General features: G+C 47.1%; 22 protein-coding genes. 3 read left to right on the top strand and 19 right to left on the bottom strand.

Going from position 1 to position 22,411, the window contains the following annotated elements; translation table 11 throughout:
• Nucleotides 1-32 precede the first annotated feature (32 nt).
• The 12 genes from RUW00_RS17870 to sppA form a co-directional block, all read right to left on the bottom strand.
• Nucleotides 33-800: an SDR family oxidoreductase gene (locus RUW00_RS17870; RefSeq protein ID WP_017418355.1), complete on the bottom strand. Its 768-nt coding sequence runs from the start codon at nt 798-800 to the stop codon at nt 33-35.
• Between the two features lie 137 nt (nt 801-937).
• Nucleotides 938-1,066, bottom strand: coding sequence for a hypothetical protein (locus RUW00_RS17875; protein WP_007408056.1), 129 nt, complete (start codon nt 1,064-1,066; stop codon nt 938-940).
• A 73-nt stretch (nt 1,067-1,139) separates the two neighbouring features.
• On the bottom strand, nt 1,140-2,516 hold the full coding sequence (argH, locus tag RUW00_RS17880) for an argininosuccinate lyase (protein ID WP_280145382.1): 1,377 nt from the start codon (nt 2,514-2,516) through the stop codon (nt 1,140-1,142).
• Entirely contained in the window at nt 2,513-3,724 is a 1,212-nt protein-coding gene (locus tag RUW00_RS17885; RefSeq protein ID WP_003152428.1) for an argininosuccinate synthase, read from the bottom strand. The genes argH and RUW00_RS17885 overlap by 4 nt, the downstream gene beginning before the upstream one ends.
• Before the next feature lie 151 nt (nt 3,725-3,875).
• Nucleotides 3,876-4,388, bottom strand: coding sequence for a MogA/MoaB family molybdenum cofactor biosynthesis protein (locus RUW00_RS17890; RefSeq protein ID WP_095272595.1), 513 nt, complete (start codon nt 4,386-4,388; stop codon nt 3,876-3,878).
• 99 nt (nt 4,389-4,487) lie between these two features.
• Nucleotides 4,488-5,675 carry an acetate kinase gene (locus RUW00_RS17895; protein WP_007408053.1) on the bottom strand — a complete coding sequence of 396 codons (1,188 nt, stop codon included), beginning with the start codon at nt 5,673-5,675 and terminating at the stop codon, nt 4,488-4,490.
• Between the two features lie 310 nt (nt 5,676-5,985).
• A complete protein-coding gene (locus RUW00_RS17900; protein WP_014418629.1) occupies nt 5,986-6,972 on the bottom strand; it encodes a class I SAM-dependent methyltransferase in 987 nt (328 codons plus the stop codon).
• 61 nt (nt 6,973-7,033) lie between these two features.
• Nucleotides 7,034-7,537, bottom strand: a complete 504-nt coding sequence (gene tpx, locus RUW00_RS17905; RefSeq protein WP_007613091.1) for a thiol peroxidase — start codon at nt 7,535-7,537, stop codon at nt 7,034-7,036.
• A gap of 115 nt (nt 7,538-7,652) precedes the next feature.
• Nucleotides 7,653-8,093 (bottom strand): GerW family sporulation protein, encoded by a 441-nt coding sequence (ytfJ, locus tag RUW00_RS17910; protein ID WP_003152423.1) that lies wholly within the window; start codon nt 8,091-8,093, stop codon nt 7,653-7,655.
• 12 nt (nt 8,094-8,105) lie between these two features.
• Entirely contained in the window at nt 8,106-8,795 is a 690-nt protein-coding gene (locus RUW00_RS17915; RefSeq protein WP_160216548.1) for a DUF2953 domain-containing protein, read from the bottom strand.
• A gap of 77 nt (nt 8,796-8,872) precedes the next feature.
• Nucleotides 8,873-9,364, bottom strand: coding sequence for an RDD family protein (locus tag RUW00_RS17920; RefSeq protein ID WP_021494443.1), 492 nt, complete (start codon nt 9,362-9,364; stop codon nt 8,873-8,875).
• Between the two features lie 13 nt (nt 9,365-9,377).
• Entirely contained in the window at nt 9,378-10,385 is a 1,008-nt protein-coding gene (gene sppA / locus RUW00_RS17925) for a signal peptide peptidase SppA (protein WP_003152419.1), read from the bottom strand.
• Between the two features lie 181 nt (nt 10,386-10,566).
• Here sppA and RUW00_RS17930 point away from each other — a divergent pair, with 181 nt between their 5' ends.
• Nucleotides 10,567-11,373, top strand: a complete 807-nt coding sequence (locus RUW00_RS17930; RefSeq protein ID WP_017418362.1) for an NAD kinase — start codon at nt 10,567-10,569, stop codon at nt 11,371-11,373.
• Nucleotides 11,374-11,389: 16 nt separating this feature from the next.
• On the opposite strand, the gene RUW00_RS17935 is transcribed toward RUW00_RS17930, so the two are convergent.
• From RUW00_RS17935 to RUW00_RS17955, 5 genes are all read right to left on the bottom strand, one after another.
• Nucleotides 11,390-12,985 (bottom strand): amidohydrolase, encoded by a 1,596-nt coding sequence (locus RUW00_RS17935; RefSeq protein ID WP_233662353.1) that lies wholly within the window; start codon nt 12,983-12,985, stop codon nt 11,390-11,392.
• Nucleotides 12,986-13,008: 23 nt separating this feature from the next.
• A complete protein-coding gene (gene mbcS / locus RUW00_RS17940; protein ID WP_014418632.1) occupies nt 13,009-14,595 on the bottom strand; it encodes an acyl-CoA synthetase MbcS in 1,587 nt (528 codons plus the stop codon).
• Between the two features lie 148 nt (nt 14,596-14,743).
• Nucleotides 14,744-14,965, bottom strand: coding sequence for an alpha/beta-type small acid-soluble spore protein (locus RUW00_RS17945; RefSeq protein WP_007408043.1), 222 nt, complete (start codon nt 14,963-14,965; stop codon nt 14,744-14,746).
• 80 nt (nt 14,966-15,045) lie between these two features.
• Nucleotides 15,046-16,251 (bottom strand): tRNA uracil 4-sulfurtransferase ThiI, encoded by a 1,206-nt coding sequence (gene thiI / locus RUW00_RS17950; RefSeq protein WP_007408042.1) that lies wholly within the window; start codon nt 16,249-16,251, stop codon nt 15,046-15,048.
• Nucleotides 16,252-16,254: 3 nt separating this feature from the next.
• Nucleotides 16,255-17,400, bottom strand: a complete 1,146-nt coding sequence (locus RUW00_RS17955; protein ID WP_022552830.1) for a cysteine desulfurase family protein — start codon at nt 17,398-17,400, stop codon at nt 16,255-16,257.
• 193 nt (nt 17,401-17,593) lie between these two features.
• Here RUW00_RS17955 and brnQ point away from each other — a divergent pair, with 193 nt between their 5' ends.
• Nucleotides 17,594-18,934 carry a branched-chain amino acid transport system II carrier protein gene (brnQ, locus tag RUW00_RS17960; RefSeq protein ID WP_007613107.1) on the top strand — a complete coding sequence of 447 codons (1,341 nt, stop codon included), beginning with the start codon at nt 17,594-17,596 and terminating at the stop codon, nt 18,932-18,934.
• Between the two features lie 110 nt (nt 18,935-19,044).
• Here the strand turns inward: brnQ and ezrA are convergent, their stop codons facing one another.
• Nucleotides 19,045-20,736: a septation ring formation regulator EzrA gene (gene ezrA, locus RUW00_RS17965; RefSeq protein WP_280145383.1), complete on the bottom strand. Its 1,692-nt coding sequence runs from the start codon at nt 20,734-20,736 to the stop codon at nt 19,045-19,047.
• A 195-nt stretch (nt 20,737-20,931) separates the two neighbouring features.
• Here ezrA and hisJ point away from each other — a divergent pair, with 195 nt between their 5' ends.
• Complete coding sequence (gene hisJ, locus RUW00_RS17970; protein WP_129091445.1) at nt 20,932-21,744, top strand: histidinol-phosphatase HisJ; 813 nt, start codon at nt 20,932-20,934, stop codon at nt 21,742-21,744.
• Here the strand turns inward: hisJ and refZ are convergent.
• Nucleotides 21,734-22,357, bottom strand: coding sequence for a forespore capture DNA-binding protein RefZ (gene refZ, locus RUW00_RS17975; protein ID WP_007408038.1), 624 nt, complete (start codon nt 22,355-22,357; stop codon nt 21,734-21,736). The genes hisJ and refZ overlap by 11 nt on opposite strands.
• Nucleotides 22,358-22,411 lie beyond the last annotated feature (54 nt).

Below are 22,411 nucleotides of genomic sequence, written 5' to 3' on the forward strand. Positions count from 1 at the left end.
TATCAAGTTCCCTTTTTGACAAACGAAAAAACTTACAGGGATTGATGCCTGTTAATCACATTCAGCCCGCCTGTTGCTTCAATGACCGTTCCGGTTACAAGATCGGAATCTTCCTCACATAAAAAGGCGATGATTCTCGCAATGTCCTCTCCGGTTCCGGACCTGCCGATCGGCGTCTTTTCTTTGCCGATTTTCCGTCTTGCTTCCTCTATAGACGCTTCTTTCATATCTCCTACAATATCACCCGGGCAGACCATATTGGCCGTAATGCCTGATTCAGCTTCTTCAATCGCAATGGTTTTCGTTAACGAAGCCAATCCGACTTTAGCCGCTCCGAAAGCGGAACGGTGAAGCCAGCCGGGGGCATGGTCCGCTCCTTGAAAACCGTATGTAATAATCCGGCCAAACCGCTGCTGTCTCATGACCGGGATAACCGCTTTAAACAGATGGAAAACGGCGCTTAAATTCCCTTCAAGCATGTCATACCATTCGTCATCGGAGTAATCGGCAAGCTTTTTGCGCTCAAATATGTACGGCCCGGCATTGTTAATCAGTATGTCAATCCTTCCAAACCGCTGAAGGGCTGCATCGGCGATCCGCATGAGATCTTCTTTCCGGGTTACATCGCCCTTAACGAATTGCAATCTGTCATGGCACCCGGGATAATCCGCCTTCAGACAGGCGACCGCTTCTTCGTCTTGTCTGTAATTCACTGTGACAGAAAAGCCTTTTTCCAGAAGCATTTCAGTCACTTTTCGGCCCAATCCCTTTGTACCGGCAGTGATTAGAGCATGTCGCACATTGAATACCCTCCCCAGGCAACGTTGCCGCTTCAATAAAATCAAGACGTTTCTCCCTCTACTTTACTATAAACAAACGGCAATATCACTTTTTTGCACTTCGTCCGCACGAAAAAAAAGCCGTCTTTACAGACAGCTTAATTTTCTGAAGGAGCAGAGGCTTCCTCCATGCCGACATAACCGCTTTCGTATGCCTCTGAGATGAGCCTGGCCGTTTCTTCACTTTCTTTTTCATCATAGATGTAACGGTCTTGTTCTTTGCGCATTCCTTCTACCTCCCATCTTTATAGATGTAGGGTGTCTGATATAACGGGAAAATATGAAGGAAGTTTCAGCAAATTAAATGCCTGCGCAGGCTTTTGCTTTTACGAGCGCCTGTTCTACCTGCTGAAAACCCGTTCCGCCGGCGCTCATTCTTTTTTCAACCGCATGATGCGGATCGAGCACGGTATAGATGTCTTCTTCAAAAAGACTGCTGGCTTGAAGGAATTCTTCAAATGCCATATCACTTAAATAGATTCCTTTTTCAATGCAGCTGTACACAAGCTTGCCGACCACTTCATGCGCTTCTCTGAACGGCATGCCTTTTTTAGCTAAATAATCGGCAAGTTCCGTCGCGTTTGAAAAATCTTGTTTTGTCGCTTGTTTCATGATGTCTTTGTTTACTTTCATCGTTTCAATCATGCCCGTGAAAATCTGAAGGCTTCCTTCAACGGTTTTCACCGTGTCAAACATGCCTTCTTTATCTTCCTGCAGGTCTTTGTTGTAAGCGAGCGGGAGCCCTTTCATAATCGTGAAAAGCCCCATCATATCACCGTATACGCGTCCGGTTTTACCGCGGATCAGCTCCGCCATGTCGGGGTTTTTCTTCTGCGGCATCATGCTGCTTCCCGTCGCATACGTATCATCCAGTTCAATGAATCTGAATTCCTGCGAGCACCATAGAATGATTTCTTCTGATAAACGTGAAAGGTGCATCATCAGCATGCTGCTGCCGCTTAAAAACTCGAGAATAAAATCTCTGTCACTGACTCCGTCAAGACTGTTCTCATAAATGGCGTCAAAACCGAGCAGCTCCGCCGAATAGTTACGGTCTATCGGAAACGTAGTTCCGGCAAGCGCCCCGCATCCGAGCGGCGATATGTTAATCCGCTTCATAGCATCGCGAAAACGCTCTTTATCCCGTTCAAGCATCCAAAAATAAGCAAGCAGATGGTGGGCGAAAGAAATCGGCTGAGCCCGCTGTAAATGGGTGTACCCCGGCAGAATGGTCTCGACATTGGCCTCCGCTTTTTCGATCAGCGCTTTTTGGAACTGTTCAATCAGTACGATGATATGTGAGACATGATCTTTCAAATACAAATGCATGTCGGTCGCCACCTGGTCATTCCGGCTTCTGCCGGTATGGAGCTTGCCGCCTAGCGGTCCGATTTCTTCGATCAGCATTTTTTCAATATTCAAATGGATATCTTCATAATCAACAGAGAATTCAAGCGTCCCTTCCTCTGCTTTTTGCAGGAGGATCTGCAGCCCCTGTCGGATGGCGCCTTCTTCTTCTTCCGTCAGAATGCCGCATTTTTTCAGCATTGCCGCATGAGCGAGAGACCCTGTAATATCCTCTTTGACTAAGTTTTGGTCGAATGTGATGGATGCGCCGAACTCATCGACCCACTTTTCCGGTGTTTTTTGAAAACGGCCTCCCCAAAGCTTCTTCATGCTTCAATCTGCTCCTTCTTTTTCACAATGCTGTTTACTTTTGTCGGCAGCCCCCAAAGCTCAATGAAACCGATTGCCGCGTGATGGTCAAAAGCATCGTCTTTTGTATATGTCGCAAGTTTTTCATCGTAGAGTGAATATTCCGACTTACGTCCTTCTACAATGGCATGGCCTTTAAACAGCTTGACGCGCACGACGCCGGTGACGTGTTTTTGAGTTTCTTTCAAGAATGCAAGCAGCGCGTCTTTTAACGGCGAGAACCATAAACCGTTATAGATGATTTCAGACAGTTTTTGTTCAATTGCCGGTTTGAAATGGGCCACTTCTTTCACTAAAGTCAGATCCTCAAGCTCTTTGTGAGCCGTAATCAAAGTCATCGCGCCCGGGCACTCATAAACTTCACGGGACTTAATGCCGACCAGGCGGTTTTCCACATGGTCAATCCGGCCGATGCCGTGTTTTCCGGCAGTCTCGTTCAGCTTGAGAATTAAATCAGCGAGCGGGTAGGTTACGCCGTCGATTGAAACCGGGACACCAGCTTCAAATGCGATTTCGATGATTTCCGGAACGTCCGGCGTGTTTTCAAGAGATGCTGTCAGGTCATATGCCCCTTCAGGCGGCGCCGCCCACGGGTCTTCTAATATACCGCATTCATTGGCGCGTCCCCATAGGTTCTGATCGATGGAATAAGGGCTGTCAAGATTGATCGGAATCGGAATGCCCCGGCTTGCGGCATATTCAATTTCTTCTTCACGCGACCATTGCCACTCACGGACCGGAGCAATGACCTCCAGATCAGGATTTAATGATTTAATGGATACTTCGAAACGAACCTGATCGTTGCCTTTTCCCGTGCAGCCGTGCGCTACGGCCACCGCGTTTTCCTTTTCCGCGACTTCAACGAGTTTTTTCGCGATTAACGGACGGGATAATGCAGATACGAGCGGATACTTGCCTTCATACATTGTATGGGCCTGCATAGAAATAAGCGCGTACTCCCGGGCGAATTCTTCTTTCGCATCAATCACATAGGAATTTACGGCGCCTACTTCCAGCGCTTTTTGCTGAACGAATGCCAAATCCTTTCCTTCCCCTACATCTAAGCAGCAGGCAACAACATCGTATCCCTGTTCTTGCAGCCATTTTATCGCTACAGAAGTATCAAGACCTCCTGAGTATGCCAATACAACCTTTTTTTGTTCTGCCATGTTAAAAGCTCCCTTTGTATAAAAATTAGTTTTAATTAATAAAAATGCATTTTGTATGTATACACTGTAACAAGTAAATTCTGTTTTTTCAAGCCTTTTATAAAAAAAACCCCACCCAATTTTTTGAGCGGAGCAGAGCCTTTTTATACATTTATAAATCTTTTCGGATTTCCCGGAGCACATGGGGCAGTTCAGGAATAATCAGTTTACTCATCGCAAGCTTTACGGCGCCTGAGGAGCCGGGCGTGCAGAAGACTGCGGTATTTTGGATCACACCCGCTTCCGCTCTGGACAAAATGGCGGCGGAACCGATGTCCTCGGTATAGCTCAGCATGCGGAACAGCTCGCCGAATCCCGGGAGTTCTTTTGAAAACAACGGCGTGACCGCTTCAATTGTGACATCCCTTTCGGCAATGCCCGTCCCTCCGTTTAACAGCACCGCATCTGTATATTCATCCATACAGCCGGATAAAACGGCTTTCTGCAATTCATCTTTTTCATCTTTAACAATGTCATAAGCGACCGTTTCAAATCCCGCTTCCCTGAGGAAGTCCATCATGACGCGCCCGCTTTTGTCGGTTTCTTTCGTTCTCGTGTCGCTGACTGTAATCACCTTGCAGCGCACCGCTGACGGGGCTTCTTGTTTATGTTCATGCACACTCATTGCTTCACCTCATCGTTTATGTAATAAACATATCGTAACGTTTGATTCTGGGGCATTCAATAAAAAAGCACACCCTAAAGGATGTGCTTTTTTCGATCATTACTGTGCAAGGCGGACAACGTCGCGTGCGATCATGACCTCTTCGTCAGTCGGAATGATCATGACTTTGACAGGAGAGTGAGGGTAGCTGATAAACGCTTCCTCGCCGCGCACGTTGTTCAGCGCAGGATCCCAATATACACCCATGAATTCTAAGCCGCGAAGCACGCGTTCTCTGACTTCAACGCTGTTTTCACCGATACCCGCAGTGAAAATAATCGCGTCAACGCCGCTCATTCTCGCAGCGTAAGAACCGATGTATTTATGGATTCTGCTTGCAAACACTTCAAGAGCCGTTTCCGCTCTTTCGTTTCCTTCTTTTGAAGCTTCCACGATATCGCGGAGGTCGCTGGAGAAACCGGATACGCCAAGCAGTCCGCTCTTTTTATTTAACGTATTTAATACTTCATCTGCCGTCTGATCCGTTTTTTCCATAATGTACGGAATCAATGCAGGGTCGATGTTTCCTGAACGTGTTCCCATCGCAACACCCGCAAGCGGTGTGAAGCCCATTGACGTATCAATGGATTTTCCGCCTTCTACGGCCGCGATACTTGCGCCGTTACCGAGGTGGCAGGAAATCAGACGCAAATCTTCAAGCGGGCGGCCGAGAAGCTCAGCTGCGCGCTGTGTCACGTATTTATGAGAAGTGCCGTGGAAACCGTATTTGCGGATGCCGTATTTCTCGTAGTATTCGTACGGTAGGCTGTACAGGTAAGATTGTTCAGGCATCGTTTGGTGGAACGCCGTATCAAACACTGCAACCGCAGGCACATTCGGAAGCACTTCTTTAAAGGCTTTAATGCCGACGATGTTAGCCGGGTTGTGAAGCGGCGCAAGTTCTGAAATCTCTTCAATCTCACGGATTGTTTCATCCGTAAGCAAAACAGAATCGCTGAATTTTTCTCCGCCGTGAACCACACGGTGGCCGATTCCGTCAATTTCATTTAAATCCTTTATAATACCGAATTCAGTCAGCTTGTGAAGCAGCATCTTCACCGCAACCGCATGATCCGGAATATCTGTCACTTCTGTATTTTTTTCGCCGTTAACAGAGATTGTGAAAACGCTGTCGGCGATACCGATCCGTTCTACTAAACCTTTTGTTAGCACCTTTTCTGAAGGCATTTCGAATAACTGAAATTTTAAAGATGAGCTTCCTGCGTTAATTGCAATAATTTTAGACATAAATGACGCTCCTATCAAAATTCTTCTTCGTTTGTTCGTTCTTTTTTCCCAGACCATAATTGCAGTCCAAAAAATATCTGACTTTTCCATTTAAACATTGTCAACTCAGCATTTCAAGTCAACATCCACATTGGTACCGCTTACAATATGAAGTCGATATTTTCTGATAAATTTTATTTGTGCCAAATGGACGGTACCGCCTTACGGAATGTTATTTTCTTTCCTTAATTTGTGTTATCGTCCTGATTTCCATTCATTTTAAAAAGCAAAAGCAGCGCGGGATTTTGCATCTCACACTGCTTTTTCGCCATTATTTTTCTTTTTGAATCCATTGATCCAATTTTGCCATCATCTCCCGCATCGCCTGCTGGTTCGCAAAGGAAGGAAGATTCGCCAAAAGCGCTTGTTTCGGCGGCTTTGCGTCTTCTCCTTTTTTCTGCAAGATTAAAATGCTCTTTGCCTGCGCTTCGTCTTTAAACATAGTAGCCGGCAGCTGAAGAAGGGCGTTGATATACACTTTTTCCGCAAAAAACCGCTTCAGTTTATCGCTTTGCGCGCTGTCAAACAGATGGTTCGGAATCATAAAAAATAAGTATCCGCCCGGTTTTGTATGTTTGACGCTCTGCTCAATAAATAAGTGGTGGGCAAATGAGTGGCCTTCATCCGCTTTCAGCTCATACGCTTCAGCGCCTTCGTCATTCGGATAGTAGCCGACCGGCAAATCGCAGATGACTGCATCGGCCGGTTCGATAAATAACGGCTGAAGACTGTCCTGGCAGAACAGCTCCATTTCTTTTTCCTGCAGATTCGCCTGCGCATATGCGATCTTCAGAAGGACATCGTCGATTTCAATGCCGAAACTTTTTCCCGCTTTGTCAGAAAGCTGGTTTGCCGCGGTCAGCAGAAGATTTCCGGTGCCGCAGGCGGGGTCCAGCAATGTCAGGCCTTTTCGGCCGCCCGTAAATTTATTCACGAGGTAACTGATGAAAAGGCCGATCGTATCAGGCGTCATCTGTCTGTTCGGATGGGACTTATCTTTGAGCCCTTTTAAAATGGCGAGCTGGAACGCCTTGCGGATCCATTCATGCTCCCATTTTCTGAAGTCTGCTTTCGCGAGCAGGCTGTTAAGCTCGCCGGTTTGCTTTTCCTGAAGCGGAAGCTGGTCGGCCTTTTCAAGAAAATACATTTCTCCCGCTTCCGCAAGCCCCTCAATATAAGAAATCTGAAGGCCTTCTGCTATCACTTGGGCGGCTTCATCTAAAAGTTCATAAATCTGACCGACATGGTCGTGTTGCATGCTGTTTCCTCCTTGCCATGAAAAGAGCTCCGCGGCAGCACCCGGAGCTCTTTTTCTCTCTTTACTTGATTAACGCTTTTGCAGCTTCGATAGGCTTTTCATAATTCGGGTGGTTTGTCGCTTCGCTTACGTATTCCGCGTAAACGACTTTTCCGTCCTGATCAAGGACGAATACGGAACGCGCCAAAAGACGAAGTTCTTTGATGTGAACACCGAATGCTTCACCAAATGACATCTCTTTATGATCCGATAACGTTTCAACTTTATCAATTCCGTTCGCTCCGCACCAGCGCGCTTGTGCAAACGGAAGGTCGGCGCTGATTGTATAAACGTTCACATCACCGAGTTTTGCGGCTTCTTCGTTGAAGCGGCGTGTCTGCGCGTCACATACGCCTGTGTCGATGGAAGGAATAACGGATATGATCGTTACTTTCCCTTTCATATCTGCTAATGTCTTCTCTTCTAATCCGTTTGTCAAAACCGTGAAGTCAGGAGCTTGGTCACCCGGTTTCACTTCTTGTCCGATCAGCGTCACGGCTCCGCCTTTAAATGTAATTTCAGCCATTCTGATTCCTCCCTTTATCTATGTATAGCTCTATCATAGTCGAGTTTTATGCAAACTGCAAAGGTTATGCCGCATCGTAAAAAAAGCTAACTGCGGGCGGCAGTTAACTTTTCTGTTATAAATCGATATCCGTTCTTTTTTGGTTCCGGCCTTTTTCATTCTTTTTAAACATATGCTGGATCCGTTCAATCGTTTGAGGCGCGGAGTCTAACAGTTTATCAATCAGATGGGTGTTTTCGTCCAAATGAAGCATACGCACGCCGTTTGTTCCGACAATCAGAAACGCAATCGGCGTAATGGATACTCCGCCGCCGCTTCCGCCGCCGAACGGGAGCTTCTGCTCTTTTCTTTCATCATCATCGGTTCTTTTTTCAGCCGGTTTTCCTCCAAACTCGCTTCCGCCCGCCGCAAATCCGAAGCCGACCTTTGAAACCGTTAAGATTACGCTGCCGTCAGGCGTTTCAACAGGATCGCCGATGATTGTATTCACGTCAATCATTTCTTTTAAATTTTCCATAGCGGTTTTCATTAAACCTTGAATGGGATGGTCTGCCATATGCGCTCCTCCTTAAACTGATGAATCATTCTTTGAAGCAACCGGAACCGGCTGTTTCTTTCGTATGATAGAAAGTCCGTTCCGCCCGTATTTGAGCAATTTGAAAGCTGCACCTATAAGATGTCCAAAACGAAAAAAGAATATACACTGCAAATGCGTCTTGGATGCAGGCACTTGAAAAGACGGAATGACTTCGCACACCGGTTTATGTATGAAACGCAGATGATCATACAGCATCGCCGTAAGGGCTCCCTTTACGGCCCACAATCCGCCGGCGGCGATTCCCGTAACGGCGGCGTCCTTTATTCCGATAACCGTCACCCATTCAAACTTCGTAACACGGACTCCCGCAAGAAATGAGGCGCCGATTTGGCGCATCTGAAAGACTTGGTGCAGAATCATTTCTATTCTGTGAATGCTCTGTTTGACATCTTCATATGTGATTTTTTTCTTCTCTTTTTTCTGACCTTTCATTTCTGATTTCGTGTCCTGTTTGACATCAATTGACGCGTCTTCGCTGTTTACTTTAATGACGGGCAGCGTTTTTTTAAAACGGACCAGCCCGTATAAGGCCGAGAGTTTAAACGTCAGTTTGTCGTTATCTTTATCGTGAAGATATTCGAAAGTCAGGTGGATTTTCATCCTCATGAGCAGCCAGAACAAAATGAGAATGAGAATAACAGCTGCTGCGGCATATCCCATAAGCTTCACTTCCTTAGCAGCATTATCGCCAAAACCAAAAAAAATAAACCCGGACGTTTATTCCGGGTTTACTGCTTTTATTTGCGGTACAGCGCTTCGTGAATCACCGTTGTGTCGGCGATCAGATCATGAATGCCCTGCTTTTTGGGCGTAAACGCAATGACGATATAGAGAATCCAGATTTTATCGATATAACGCCCCACCGCTTCTCTGAAAATGACGGTGCTCCAAGTCAGCGGCTTTCCGGGCGTCAAAGAAGTGACCTTTAACCCGAAGACCATCTTGCCGAGTGTCTGATGAAACCATTTCGTCATGAACACAAAATAGGCGAGGTAGACGATCAGGGTTGTGACGGAATAAGCTGAGATTGTAAACATTCCGCTTGTTGCCGGGAGCTTCATCAGCGTGAAAATCGGTGAAACGATGAGATGGTTTAGTCCCCAGACCACCAGCCAATCGAGAAGAAACGCCCAAAACCTGATCCAAAAGCCCGCATATGCCTGCTCGGGCGCCCTCTGTTGTTCAGCTTCCCCTTCTTTGCCGTGAAAGCCTTCGTAAGTCGCGTCCATTCTTTCTTCCCCCCTACTTTGCATAGAGATACATCATCCGCGGCGAACCGGATTGCGAAATGAGTTCTTTCATATTCAGAAAATCAATTTCGCTTTTAAACATTTTCGCTGCGCTCATGGAAAAGAGCGAGCCTAATCCGAATCCTTCCTCGTATGTGATGACTGAAGCGTTTTTCATATTTTTATGATCCTTTTTCATCGCGCTGATCGTATCATCGTAAAAACCGAGCTCATCAACGAGGCCGATTTTTTTCGCTTGTCTGCCGTCGTAAACACGGCCGTCGGCAATTTTTTTCACATCCGCTTTTGACATGTGCCGGCCTTTTGAAATGACATTGACAAATCCTTCATAAGAATCGTTTACCATTGTCTGCATGATCTTTCTTTCTTCCTTCGTCATGTCGCGGGTCGGGGACATGATGTCTTTATGCGCGCCGCTTTTAATGGTTTCAAACTTGATGCCGAGTTCATCGGCGAGCTTGGAATAATTGACACTTTCCATGATGACGCCCAGTGAACCCGTGAGCGTTTCCGGTGAAGCATAGATTTTATCGGCGGCCGTTGAAATATAGTAGCCTCCCGATGCCGCCATGGAGCCCATGGATACATAAATCGGTTTCTTCGTTTCTTTCTTTAGTTCTTCCAGTTTTTTATGTATTTCCGCGCTTTCGTACACGCCTCCGCCAGGGGAATTGATTTTCAGCACAATTCCTTTGACGCTTTTGTCTTCTTTCGCACGCTCAACCTGTTTTAAAAATGATCTGTGATCATACCCGCCTGAGCTGAGCAGGCCAGCGGACCCGCCGTTATCCTCAATCGTGCCGTCCACTTCAAGCACGGCGATTTTACTGCCGGGGCTGCCCTTATCCAGCGTCACTTCCTCTGTGTCATCTGTCAGTGATGCAAAGTCAGACCCTGTATCTCCGATATTCTTCAGCACCCCGACGGTCACACTTGCAATGACTGATACGCCGAAAATGCCGAGCGCGATGACGAGCGCAATCCATCTTTTTGCATTCATTTGTTCTCCTCCTTTTCTGTCAATATTCGTACGTTCCCCCGTAAAAAAAGATTCATTTTTTTCATGAAGCGCTTTCCCTTAACGGATAAACAGGAAACATGTTACACTATTGCCACAGGTATTTTAACACAATACCTGCTGGGAGAAAAACGTAAATATGACAGCAAAGGGGAATGGGGATATGACCGATCTTCGCCGCAATGTTTATTTTTTTCACAAACAAAACAACGAAACAAAAGAACAAGTCAGCTCTTTGAAGCAGCTTGCTGAATCGCACGGTTTTACAGTTGCGGCTCAACCGGAGGATGCCGGAATTATTGCCAGCATCGGCAGCGACGGCTCATTTCTGCAAGCCGTCAGAAAAACCGGATTCCGTGATGACTGTCTGTATGTCGGCATCGCTAAAAAAGGGAAAGCCCATTTGTACTGTGATTTTCACAGCGATGAGCCTGAAAAAATGGCGGCCAGCATGACCGCGGAACAGCTTGAGGTCAGAAAATACCCGCTCATTCACGTAACGGTGGACGGCAGCAATCATTTTCACTGTTTAAACGAGGTTTCCATCCGTTCAAGCATTATTAAAACGTTTGTGATGGATGTGTTAATTGATGATCTTCATTTTGAGACGTTCAGAGGAGACGGGATGATCATTTCCACCCCGACGGGCAGCACCGCCTACAATAAATCTGTTTCAGGCGCCGTTGTTGATCCTTTGATTTCCTGCATGCAGGTATCCGAACTGGCGTCGTTGAACAACAACACATACCGTACACTCGGATCTCCGTTTATTTTAAGCTCAGACCGGAAGCTGACACTGCAGGTGGTGCAAGACGGCAATGAGCATCCGATTATCGGGCTTGATAATGAAGCGCTCAGCACGCGGAATGTCAAAAAGGTTGAGATTAGACTATCCGATAAAAAAATCAAAACGGTGAAACTGAAAGACAACTCTTTCTGGGAAAAAGTAAAACGATCATTTTTATCATAAAAAAAGAGGACGGGCATCAGCGCCTGTCCTCTTTTTCATATACGATACGGCCGCCGACGACGGTTTTGACCGCTTCCAATTCATGAAGCTTTTTCGGGTCCGTCATGAACGGATCACCGCTGAGTACGGTAAAGTCGGCATCATAGCCGGGGGCGATCCGTCCGCGGCTATGTTCTTTATGGATGATGGCCGCGCTTCCCTCCGTGTAAAGCTGAATGGCTTCGTACACGGTCAGGCACTCTTTTTCATAATAGGCCGGACCTTCCGGGTGCTGCTTGCTTGTACGGAGCACAGCCGATTGAATGCCCAGAAGCGGATCGGCCGGCTCAATCGGGGCATCTGAACCTCCGGCGCACAGCAGCCCTTTTGACAGCAGTGTTTTCCAGGCGAAAGCCGTTTTCATCCGCTCTTCTCCGAGCCGGTCAATCACCCACGGAAAATCACTGGCCACAAAATGCGGCTGAAGATCAAGTCCGATCGGCAGCCGGGCGGCTCTTTCAATCAATCCGTCATCTAATACTTGCGCATGAATGAGCCTGTCTAGCTGTCCGGGCTTTGCCGGGTATCTTTCGATAACATCCAGCACCTTTTCAAATGCAAGGTCGCCAATCGCGTGCACGGCAATCTCCATCCCTTTCTCTCTCGCTTTATAAACAAGAGCGGCAAGGGTTTCGTCATCATGCACCTGAACGCCGGAGACTGACGGATCATCGTGATAAGGCTTTTTCAATAGAGCGGTTCTGCCGCCGAGCGCGCCGTCAGCAAAAATTTTCATCGCTCCGTATTCCAGATAAGGTCCGATCGATTTATCCAGAGCGCTCCAGCTGTCGACGGCTTCGTGATGTACGAGCAGATGGGCGCGAAAAGGATAAAGGCCGCTGCCGGTTAACGACTCGTACGCGGCAACGGGAATGGACGCGTCTCCGTAGTATGCCAGATCTTCTGAATGCCCGCCGGTCAGGCCTTTTGACCAGCAGTCCGTAATCGCCGTTTGAAGCGCGCGTTTGACATAGTGAAGTGAGACGGGCGGCAGGGCCTGTGTCACAAGCTCTTGGGCTTTATCCAGCAGGAGGCCTGTCGGACCGGTTCCGTCCCGGACGATAATCCCGCCGTATGGATCAGGTGTTTCGTTTGTAATTCCCGCCGCGCGCAATGCGGCCGAATTAACCGCCGCGGCGTGCCGGCATACCCGCTTCAGCAGGACGGGGCGGTCGGGAAAGAGCGGGTCAAGGTCATGCTTCGTGACGTAAACCGGCCGTTCAAACAGATTTTCATCCCAGCCTTCGCCGATCAGCCATTCGCCATCTTCCAATTCACGCTCTGCTTCTTTTGCAGCCCGCAGTATCGCTTCTTTTGACGTCAGCTGCGACAAATCGAGGCGAAGCTGTTTTTCCCCGTGTCCGATTAAATGCATATGACTGTCCGTAAAACCCGGGAACATGACAGCCCCATATAAATCGATTTCCTCCGTATCAGGCGAACCGTATGTTCCTTGGAGCTCCCGGAAGCTGCCCGTCTGCCTGACGACACCTTCTTCGGTATAAACAGCTTCAGTGACATGATTCTTGTCCAGCATTGTATAGATGGTGCCGCCGTGCCAAATCGCTTTCATCCCCGCTCACCCTTTATCCTGTATTATGCTTTTTTATCAGCCTTCAGCCGTTCTTCACGCTGTCTCAGCTCCACACGTCTGATTTTTGCGGACGCCGTTTTCGGCAGGCTTTCGACAAACTCAATTTCTCTCGGATATTTGTAAGGCGCCGTAATCGTTTTTACGTGGTTTTGCAGTTCTTTGACAAGTTCGTCACTGCGCTTTTCATCGTCTTGTAAAACGACATAAGCTTTTACGATTGAACCTCTGATTTCATCCGGGCTCGCCACGACGGCACATTCTTTCACTTCCGGATGCTTCACGAGCGCATCCTCTACTTCAAAAGGCCCGATTGTATATCCGGAGCTGACGATGATGTCATCATTGCGGCTTTCAAACCAAAAGTAGCCGTCCTCGTCTTTTTTCGCGCGGTCTCCTGTAAGAAAGTAATCTCCGCGAATCTGCTTTTTCGTTCTTTCGGGATCTTTATAATATTCCTTGAATAAGGCCGGTGTGCTCAAATGCACGGCGATATCGCCCGTTTCGCCAGTTTCGCATATTTCGCCTTTATCGTTTATAATCTCCACTTGATTTCCAGGGGTCGGTTTGCCCATGCTTCCCGGCTTAATATCCATGTCCTTCAGGACGCCGACTAACAGGGTGCTCTCCGTTTGGCCGTATCCGTCTCTCACTTTAATGCCGAAATGCTTCCGGAATACGTCAATGACTTCCCGGTTTAATGGCTCACCAGCAGAAACTGCGCTGTGAAGGGCAGAAAGATCATATTTGTCCAACTCCTCCACTTTTGCCATCAGGCGGTATTCCGTCGGGGTACAGCAGAAGACATTTACTTGATGGCGCTCCAGCAGCTCTAAATACGTCTTGGCGTTGAATCTGCCGTGATAAATGACTCCTGTCGCGCCGCTTCCCAGAATTGCGAGCAGCGGGCTCCACACCCATTTCTGCCAGCCGGGCGCCGCGGTGGCCCACACTGTATCGTCTTCAGAAATATCCAGCCATGCACCGGCTGATGTTTTTAAATGGGCAAAGGCCCAGCCGTGTGTATGTACAACGCCTTTAGGCTGGCCGGTCGTGCCTGAAGTATAGGACAAAAACGCCATATCTTCTCTTGTTGTATCAGCTGTTTGAAAACTGTCTCCGTCCGCTTCAATCGTTAGGAGGTTTTTCCAGCCGGCATCATTTTCACCGATTGACAATGTCACCAGCTGCCCGGTATTCACCTCGTCAAACGCGTTTATAAATGAAGGATAAACGATAGCGCCTTTCACTTCGGCGTGTTTGATCCGGTATTCAAGGTCTTTGGCGCGCAGCATTTCCGAGCAAGGAATGACGACCATCCCCGCTTTTAAGATCGCTAAATAAACGGCATACGCTTCAAGCACTCTCGGAACCATGACAATCAGCTTATCGCCTTTTTCAAATCCGAGACCTTTCAGGCGGGCTCCGATTTTATTCGTTTCTTCCATCAATTTTTCATACGTCCAGACTTTCTTGCCGCCTGTTTGATCTTCCCAAATAAGCGCGTTCTTCTCTTTGGAACGGCTGAACTTTTCGATTTCATTTACAAGGTTATAGTTCTTTGGGGCGATTAAATCTTCTCGTTTTAACACGAACAACTCCTCACTTTCTTTCCCCATTATACATAAACATAGGCCATTACAATAAAAATATGCATAAATTGCTTCCCGCCTTCTATCTATACTCATGAAAAAAGAGCGGGGAATTCCCCGCTCTCTTAGCCATTATGTGAAGTTGTGATTAAAACTGCTGCTGGCTGCTTCCGCCCATGCTTTGCTGAGCAAAAGAGACAAGACGTTTTGTGATTTCTCCACCGACAGAACCGTTGGCGCGAGAAGTTGTTTCCGGTCCAAGGTTTACACCGAATTCAGAAGCGATTTCATACTTCATTTGGTCGATAGCTTGAGCAGCGCCTGGCACTAAAAGCTGGTTGCTGTTTCCGCTGTTTGATTGTTGTGACATGTGTATCACCTCCTTGTGAGTATAGAATGTGATAAAACACATGTCTTCATTCAAAAAAACTTTGGTAATTGTATACAGTTTTAAAACAGGCCGGCAAACTTATCGTGAGCTTCCTGCTCTGAGTAAACAGTGATAGTTTCGATGCCGGCAGCGGCCTCTGCAATCAGCGGTTCAAAATCAACGAAGCTTTCGAAGTGCTCGATTTTTTCTTTTTTCGGGCGTGTTTTCGGACTTGGCGGCGTAAAGATGGTGCAGCAGTCCTCAAACGGCTGAATGCTTGTTTCATACGTGCCGATTTCTTTTGATTTCTCGATGATTTCTGTTTTGTCCATTCCGATTAAAGGGCGTAAAATCGGCGTTGCCGTCACGGCATTGATCGCATACATGCTTTCAAGCGTCTGGCTCGCTACCTGCCCGAGGCTTTCTCCCGTAATGATCGCGAGCGCTTTCCGTTCTTCTCTGATTCTGTCCGCGATTTGCAGCATAAGACGCCGCGTCGCCGTCATCGTATAGTTTTCCGGGATTTGTTTTTGGATGAGTTCCTGCGTCTTTGTAAACGGCACGATATGAAGTGTCATACTGCCGCCGAACTTCGCGAGGCATCCCGCGAGATCCATGACTTTCTGCTTTGCCCGTTCACTCGTATACGGCGGACTGAAGAAATGTACGGCTTCAACTGATAATCCCCGTTTCATCGCGTAAAAACCGGCGACCGGACTGTCAAAACCGCCGGAAAGCATCAGCATCGCTTTACCCGCGGAACCGACAGGAAGGCCTCCGGCGCCTTTTTCGTTACGAATGGTCAGGAATGTCGCTTCCTCCCTGATTTCAATCCGAAGCGGAATATCGGGATGTTTCACATCGACGGTTAATCCATCCGTGTTTTTCAAAATATGGCCGCCGATTTCAGCGTTCATCGCATTCGTATCTAATTCAAACTGTTTGTAAGCCCGTTTGGTCTCGACCTTAAACGTATTCCCCGGTTTATATTCGCCTTCTATCGCGGCTAAAGCCGTTTTTTTAATGTCTTCCAGCTTGCTCTCGCATTTAATTGCGAGACTAAAGCTTTGAATGCCGAATATATTCTTTAATAAGGAACAAATTTCCTCCGGGTTTTCTCCATTAAGTGTAATTGACATCCGGTCCCGGTTTGAAAAGTATTTTACTTTTTTATAATCCTTTAATACCAGGCGGATATTCTGTTTTAATCTTTCAATAAAACTGCGTCTGTTTTTTCCTTTTGTGGATATTTCACCAAAACGGATTAAAATATGATCGTAATTCATATGCTACCTCATCATTTTTTTTAGTTTTTGAACAGCCGGCACCAGCGCGGCCATAAACGGCTCCGTGATGTCAGCCGTATGGCTGAAGTTCAGGCTGACTCTTATGCTGCTTGATGCAATCTGTTCGCCTTTATTCATTTGCAGAAGAACACGGCTCGGTTTGTGCTCTCTTGCCGAACATGCCGCGGTTGTGGAGACATATATTCCTTTTTCCTCAAGCATATGCAGCAGCACTTCCGCCTTCACGCCCGGAACGGAAAAATTAATGATATGCGGCGCGCTGTTTTCGGCGGGGGTGTTGATGACGACCCCGTCCGTCCCGCTCAGCCTTTCCATGAGCGCATTCTTGGCAGCCTCCACGGAAGAAAGCCGCTCGTTCATGTCACGCGCGGAAAGATTGATCGCTTTCGCAAGGGAAACGGCGCCTGCCGTGTGTTCCGTTCCGGCGCGGACGCCTTTTTGCTGCGAGCCGCCCGTTATAAGCGGAATGAGCCGCGTTCCTTTTTTGACGATAAGCGCTCCGGTCCCTTTTAGGCCGTGAAACTTATGCCCTGAAACGGTGCAAAGGTCAATGCCCGCTTCTTCTATAGACAGAGGAACTTTATGAATGCCCTGCACATGATCAACATGAAACAGAATATTCCGGTGCTGCTTCAAAAACCCGCCGATTTCCTTTACGGGCTGAATGGAGCCGACTTCGTTATTGACATGCATGACGCTGACGATTATTGTATCCGGCCTGATAGCCGATTTGACGTCTTTCAAAGAAACGAAGCCGTTTTGATCGGCCGGAAGATATGTGACTTCAAAGCCGAACAGCTCTGTCAGCTGATCAAGCGTCTCCGTCACAGAAGGATGCTCAATCGCCGAAGCAATGATATGTCTTCCTTTACTCATGTTTGCCCAGGCTGCTCCCTTTAACGCAGCGTTATTCGCTTCAGTCGCGCCTGATGTAAATACAATATCATAATTTTTTAAACGCAAGGTTTTTTTTATTTGCTGAGCGGCCGCTTCAAGGAGCTGTTCCGTCTCAGTTCCTAACTGGTGCAGAGACGAAGGATTGCCGAAATACCGGCTGCTCGTCTGTTTGTACACATCCAATACCTCTTCATACGGCTCGGTCGTTGAGCTGTTGTCTAAATATATCATTTTTTTTACTCCTTTAATGAAAACGGTACATCGTATGATATTTATGCTACCATAACAAAAGTAAATATAAATTCGCAATAAATCGAGTATTGACTTCTCTGTACATTGCCATATAATAAGTAATGTTCGTTTTGTTATATTATCTGACAATTAATTGACAGAATATTTCAACATAGTATTTAGGAGGATTTTTATGAAACACTCACTACCTGTCAAAGATACCGTTATTATCGGTTTCATGCTTTTCGCACTTTTTTTCGGGGCAGGAAATATGATATATCCGCCGGAGCTCGGGCAAGCGGCGGGGCATAATGTCTGGAAAGCGATGGGCGGTTTCTTACTGACCGGCGTAGGTCTGCCGCTTTTGGGTATTATCGCCATCGCATTAACGGGCAAAGACGCGAAAGGGCTTGCCGATAAAGCTCATCCGGTATTCGGGACTATTTTCACCGTTGTTCTTTATTTATCAATCGGGCCGCTTTTCGCGATTCCGAGAACCGGAACCGTTTCATATGAAATCGGTGCAGTTCCGTTTTTAAGCGGCATTCCGGAAAGATTATCTTTATTTGTTTTCACGTTGATCTTTTTTTCTATTACGTATTATTTAGCTCTTAATCCTTCCAAAATCGTTGACAGAGTCGGAAAGATTTTGACTCCTATTAAATTCGGTATTATTTTAATCATCGTCGTAAAAGCCATTGTCACTCCGATGGGCGGGCTGGGCGCCGTACATCAGGCATATTCCGGAACGCCGGTGTTCAAAGGATTTTTGGAAGGCTATAAAACAATGGACGCGCTCGCCTCAATCGTCTTCGGCGTCGTTGTCGTCAACGCTGTTAAAAGCAGGGGCGTCACCCAGCGTAAAGCGCTCGCCGCCGCTTGTATTAAAGCGGGTCTGATTGCAGCGGCAGGTTTGACATTCATTTATTTATCTTTGGCCTATTTGGGAGCGACAAGCACGGACGCTGTAGGGCCGATCGGCGAAGGCGCAAAGATTTTATCAGCTTCATCAGATTACCTGTTCGGTTCACTGGGAAACATCGTTCTCGGCTCTGCCATCACCGTTGCGTGTTTAACGACAAGCATCGGGCTTGTCACATCTTGCGGCGAATATTTTTCAAAATTGATTCCCGCTTTATCATACAAAATGGTGGTTACGATTGTCACGCTGTTCAGTCTGGCGATTTCAAATTTCGGACTTGCTGAGATTATTGCATTTTCAGTTCCTATTTTATCAGCCATTTACCCGCTGGCGATTGTCATTATCGTCCTTTCCTTTATTGATAAAATCTTTAAGGAAAGACGGGAAGTCTATATCGCCTGCCTGATCGGAACGGGGCTGTTCAGTATCCTGGACGGCTTGAAGGCAGCCGGCATTCCGCTCGGATCATTAGATTCATTCTTAAACGCAAATCTTCCGCTTTACAGCATGGGAATCGGCTGGGTGCTTCCGGGCATTGCCGGAGCGATCATCGGCTGCATTATCACGTTTTTTACCAGCCCGCCCATCGAATTAAATAAAGCAAAATCGTAACATTCAGCGCTTGCGGCTTGTATATCAGCCGCAGGCGCTTTTTATATTCCGTGAGAAACTAAAAAACTGCACCTCTGATTTCCATCAGGGTGCAGTTTTTGCTTGTGCGTCTATGAAGCAGATTGATCAGCTTTAATTTTTTTCACGGCGCCGGGAGCTGCTTTTTCAACAGCATCTGCCGCCATCTCATAAGCTTCATTATAGCTGTAAGCGTAAAACAGCCGTTCCGCTTCTTTCAGCTGTTCGGATAAAATATGATTCTGGCTTCGGAAGCGGTTGCCGTACTGGATGATCCGCTCAATCAGCTTCACCTGAATCACAAGATCTTCCGCCTCTTCGCTGACTTCCTCAACCACCTTTTCGGCTTCGGTCAGATGTTTGGCGGCTTCCTCCATGTTCAGCGGCAGCTCTTCCAATTGGCTGACGGTTTCTTCTATATGATGATTTGCCGTCTCGAGCTTGTCCTTGACTTGTTCAGGAATTCCCGGCACGTTGCTTTTTTGCAGCATTCGTGCCGTGTCAGAAATAGTTTTCCGAAGAAGCATCAGCGTTTCCCGCGCCTGCAGTTCTTCTTTTCTGAGCGCCTGCAGATTTTCACGGTATTCGGCATGTTCTTTCTGAGCCTCTTCCATCTGCTTTTCGATGGCCTCGACTTCTTCAATCAATAGAGAGTAAGCGACATGCTCACCATCAAGCTTTTCTCTCGCCTGCTCAAGGAGCCGGCCGATCGTTTCCAGCTGTTTTTCGAAGGCATGCTGTCTGCCGATTTCTCCCGCCGTCAGCTGATAGCTTTCCTTGACGAGCTCCGTTTCGGTTTTTGTGCGGTCTTTTTCTTCCTCAAGCTTTTCATACGCGATGATCAGCTCAGGCATTTTGCTTAATACGGACTGTCCGGCTTCCACTTCGCCTTCCAGCTGGTCATACATCGATTGAATGGTTTCATCAATCAGCTGAAGAATGGCGGACGCTTCGTCAACATCCAATTCTTCCAAAAGCGCGTTTTCGGCCCGTTTCAATTGATTTGTGAGTGTATCCAGCTCTTTTTCGATTTGAATATGCTCCAATTTGTAGCCTTTTTCCGTCATTTCCCGGTAGCCGTCTTTCAGCTTGGCAATTTGGTTCGGCACGGTCTGTTTACAGTCCGCAAGCAGTTTCGGAACGTCATCTATGTATGTCTGAAGCTGATCCAGTCTGCGGTCCTGTTCAAGCAGCACTTTTCTCGCTTTGATGTAATTGCCGCTTTCCGTCTCTTCTTCGAACTCTTTTATGCCGCTCCAGATTTCGTCGAGATCCGTCTCCAGGCTGTTATAAAGCTCTCCGTAGAGATGGCTGTACGCCAGAAGGTTTTTTCGCGCTTTTGAATACCGCTCACGCACCTGTTCAATCTCTCCGCGGCTTTTTTCCTCGCTCGTCACAAGGTCGCTGATCTCACGCAGTATGCCTTCTATATTTGATTCAGCTGCAGTGAGGAGGTCGTCGATGTGGACAAGCACCTGATTCGCTTTTTTAAACCGGTATTTGTCGGCGTTCTCTTCGGCATCATAAAGGAGCTCTTCTACTTTCGGCAGATGGGCTGTGACAATTTCATCCCACTCCTCGCGCCATCTTTCAAAGAACTCTTCCGTCTCTCCGGTCATTTTCAGATGTTTGATCTTGGACATTTCTTCCACTATCGAACGGTTTAAAATTTCAATCTTCCATGACTCCAGCCGGTCAATTTCCGTATAAATTTTTTTTCTGAAAAAGTAGCCCGCCGCAAAGAGCGCGAGCAGTATAACCAATAATCCGATGACTAACTCCATAATGAGCCCCCTTGTTGTTCTCTTAATCTGTCAGGGTGTTTTATGTATTCAGAAAGATTTCAATATATGTATTGAGAAAATCTGTCGTTTTCATTGTTATTATGATACCATGTAACCAACATTTTTTGACCAGAAATCAAAAACTTTTTGCATAATTTCGGCAGGATTCTGCAATTTTTTAATGGAGTGACACAAATGGAAAAACGAGACGCTCATATCCACACGCCTTTTTGCCCTCACGGCTCGAAGGATGCGCTGAAACAATATGTCGAAAAGGCCCTGGAAAGAGGCTTTGACTCGATCACATTTACAGAGCACGCCCCCCTTCCTCCGTCATTTCAAGATCCCGTACCGCTTCAGGACAGCGCGATGGATCTCAGACAGATGGAGGTTTATTTGGAGCGGCTGTCACAGCTGAAAAAGGAATACGATGGACAAATCAGCATTCTGACTGGGCTAGAAACCGATTTTATCACAGGGTATGAAGAGGAAACCGCGGCGTTTCTGAACACGTACGGCCCCTCACTGGATGACGGCATTTTATCCGTTCATTTTTTGAAAACCGGCCCGTCTTATATATGCCTCGATTTTGACGAGCACGCCTTTCAGCAGCTTGCCGACCGCTTCGGAAGCGTTGAAGCCGTATATGAACAATACTATGAAACTGTGTATTCTTCCATTGTAACACCGCTCGGCCCCTTTAAGCCAAAACGGGTCGGCCATATCACGCTCGTCAAAAAATTCGCGCGCCTTTTCCCTTACAGCATGTCACCTCAAATAAGAAAGCTTGCGGCCCGCTGTCTTGACGCCGTGAAAGAACACGGAATGGAGCTCGACGTGAATACATCCGGGCTCAGAAAGAAGTTTGCCGGGGAAGTATACATGGAGGATTGGATGGCTGAGACGGCGAAGCAAAAAAAAATCCCGCTCATATTCGGGTCGGACGCCCATCAAGCGGAAGATGTCGGCAGTTCCTATGAAACGTACAAAAGTATCATTACTTCATAAGCGCCGCATCAGGCCGTCGGAACACGCTTTCGATCCAGATCTTCACCTCTTCAAAATACCTTTTATAAAAGTACGGTTCATGAGGCTGCATATAGAGCACCTCGGTAATGTATTGAGGCTGAAGATACGGCATCATCAAGAGGGATTTCAATTGCAGTATAAAATGCGGCACGGGCAGCGTCAGCCGTCTGTGGCGTGACTGCCCTTCTTCAATCACCAGCTGGAAAATATATTTTTCTTTCATTAAGTAAGTAGACATAATTTCCCTGATCAGCACGGAATCAATCGTCACTTCCCGATATACAAACCGCGTTAATTGACGGTTATCGTGCTGATAGGATAAAATATCGAAAATCACCCGCAGGATGCGTTCCTGCGCGTCTTCACCGTTCATACTGACGGCGGCTTTTTCCAGCGCTTCAGTATAGCCTTCGTAAAACTCGGAAACTAAATGTTCCATTAATCCGCCTTTCCCTTTAAAATAGTAGGAGATGTGCGCAACATTTACATCAGCTGACTTTGCGATTTCACGGACGGACGTGCCGGAATAACCTTTTTGGTTAAACAGCTGGACAGCGGCGTTAATAATTTTGTCTTTGGTGCTTACTTTCATACGGCTCACCCCTTTATGTGTAACAATTCAAGCAGAAAGGCGCCGTTCCTGTAA

The sequence above is a fragment of the Bacillus sp. IS1 genome, assembly GCF_032461585.1.
In the GTDB taxonomy this organism is placed as follows: domain Bacteria; phylum Bacillota; class Bacilli; order Bacillales; family Bacillaceae; genus Bacillus; species Bacillus velezensis.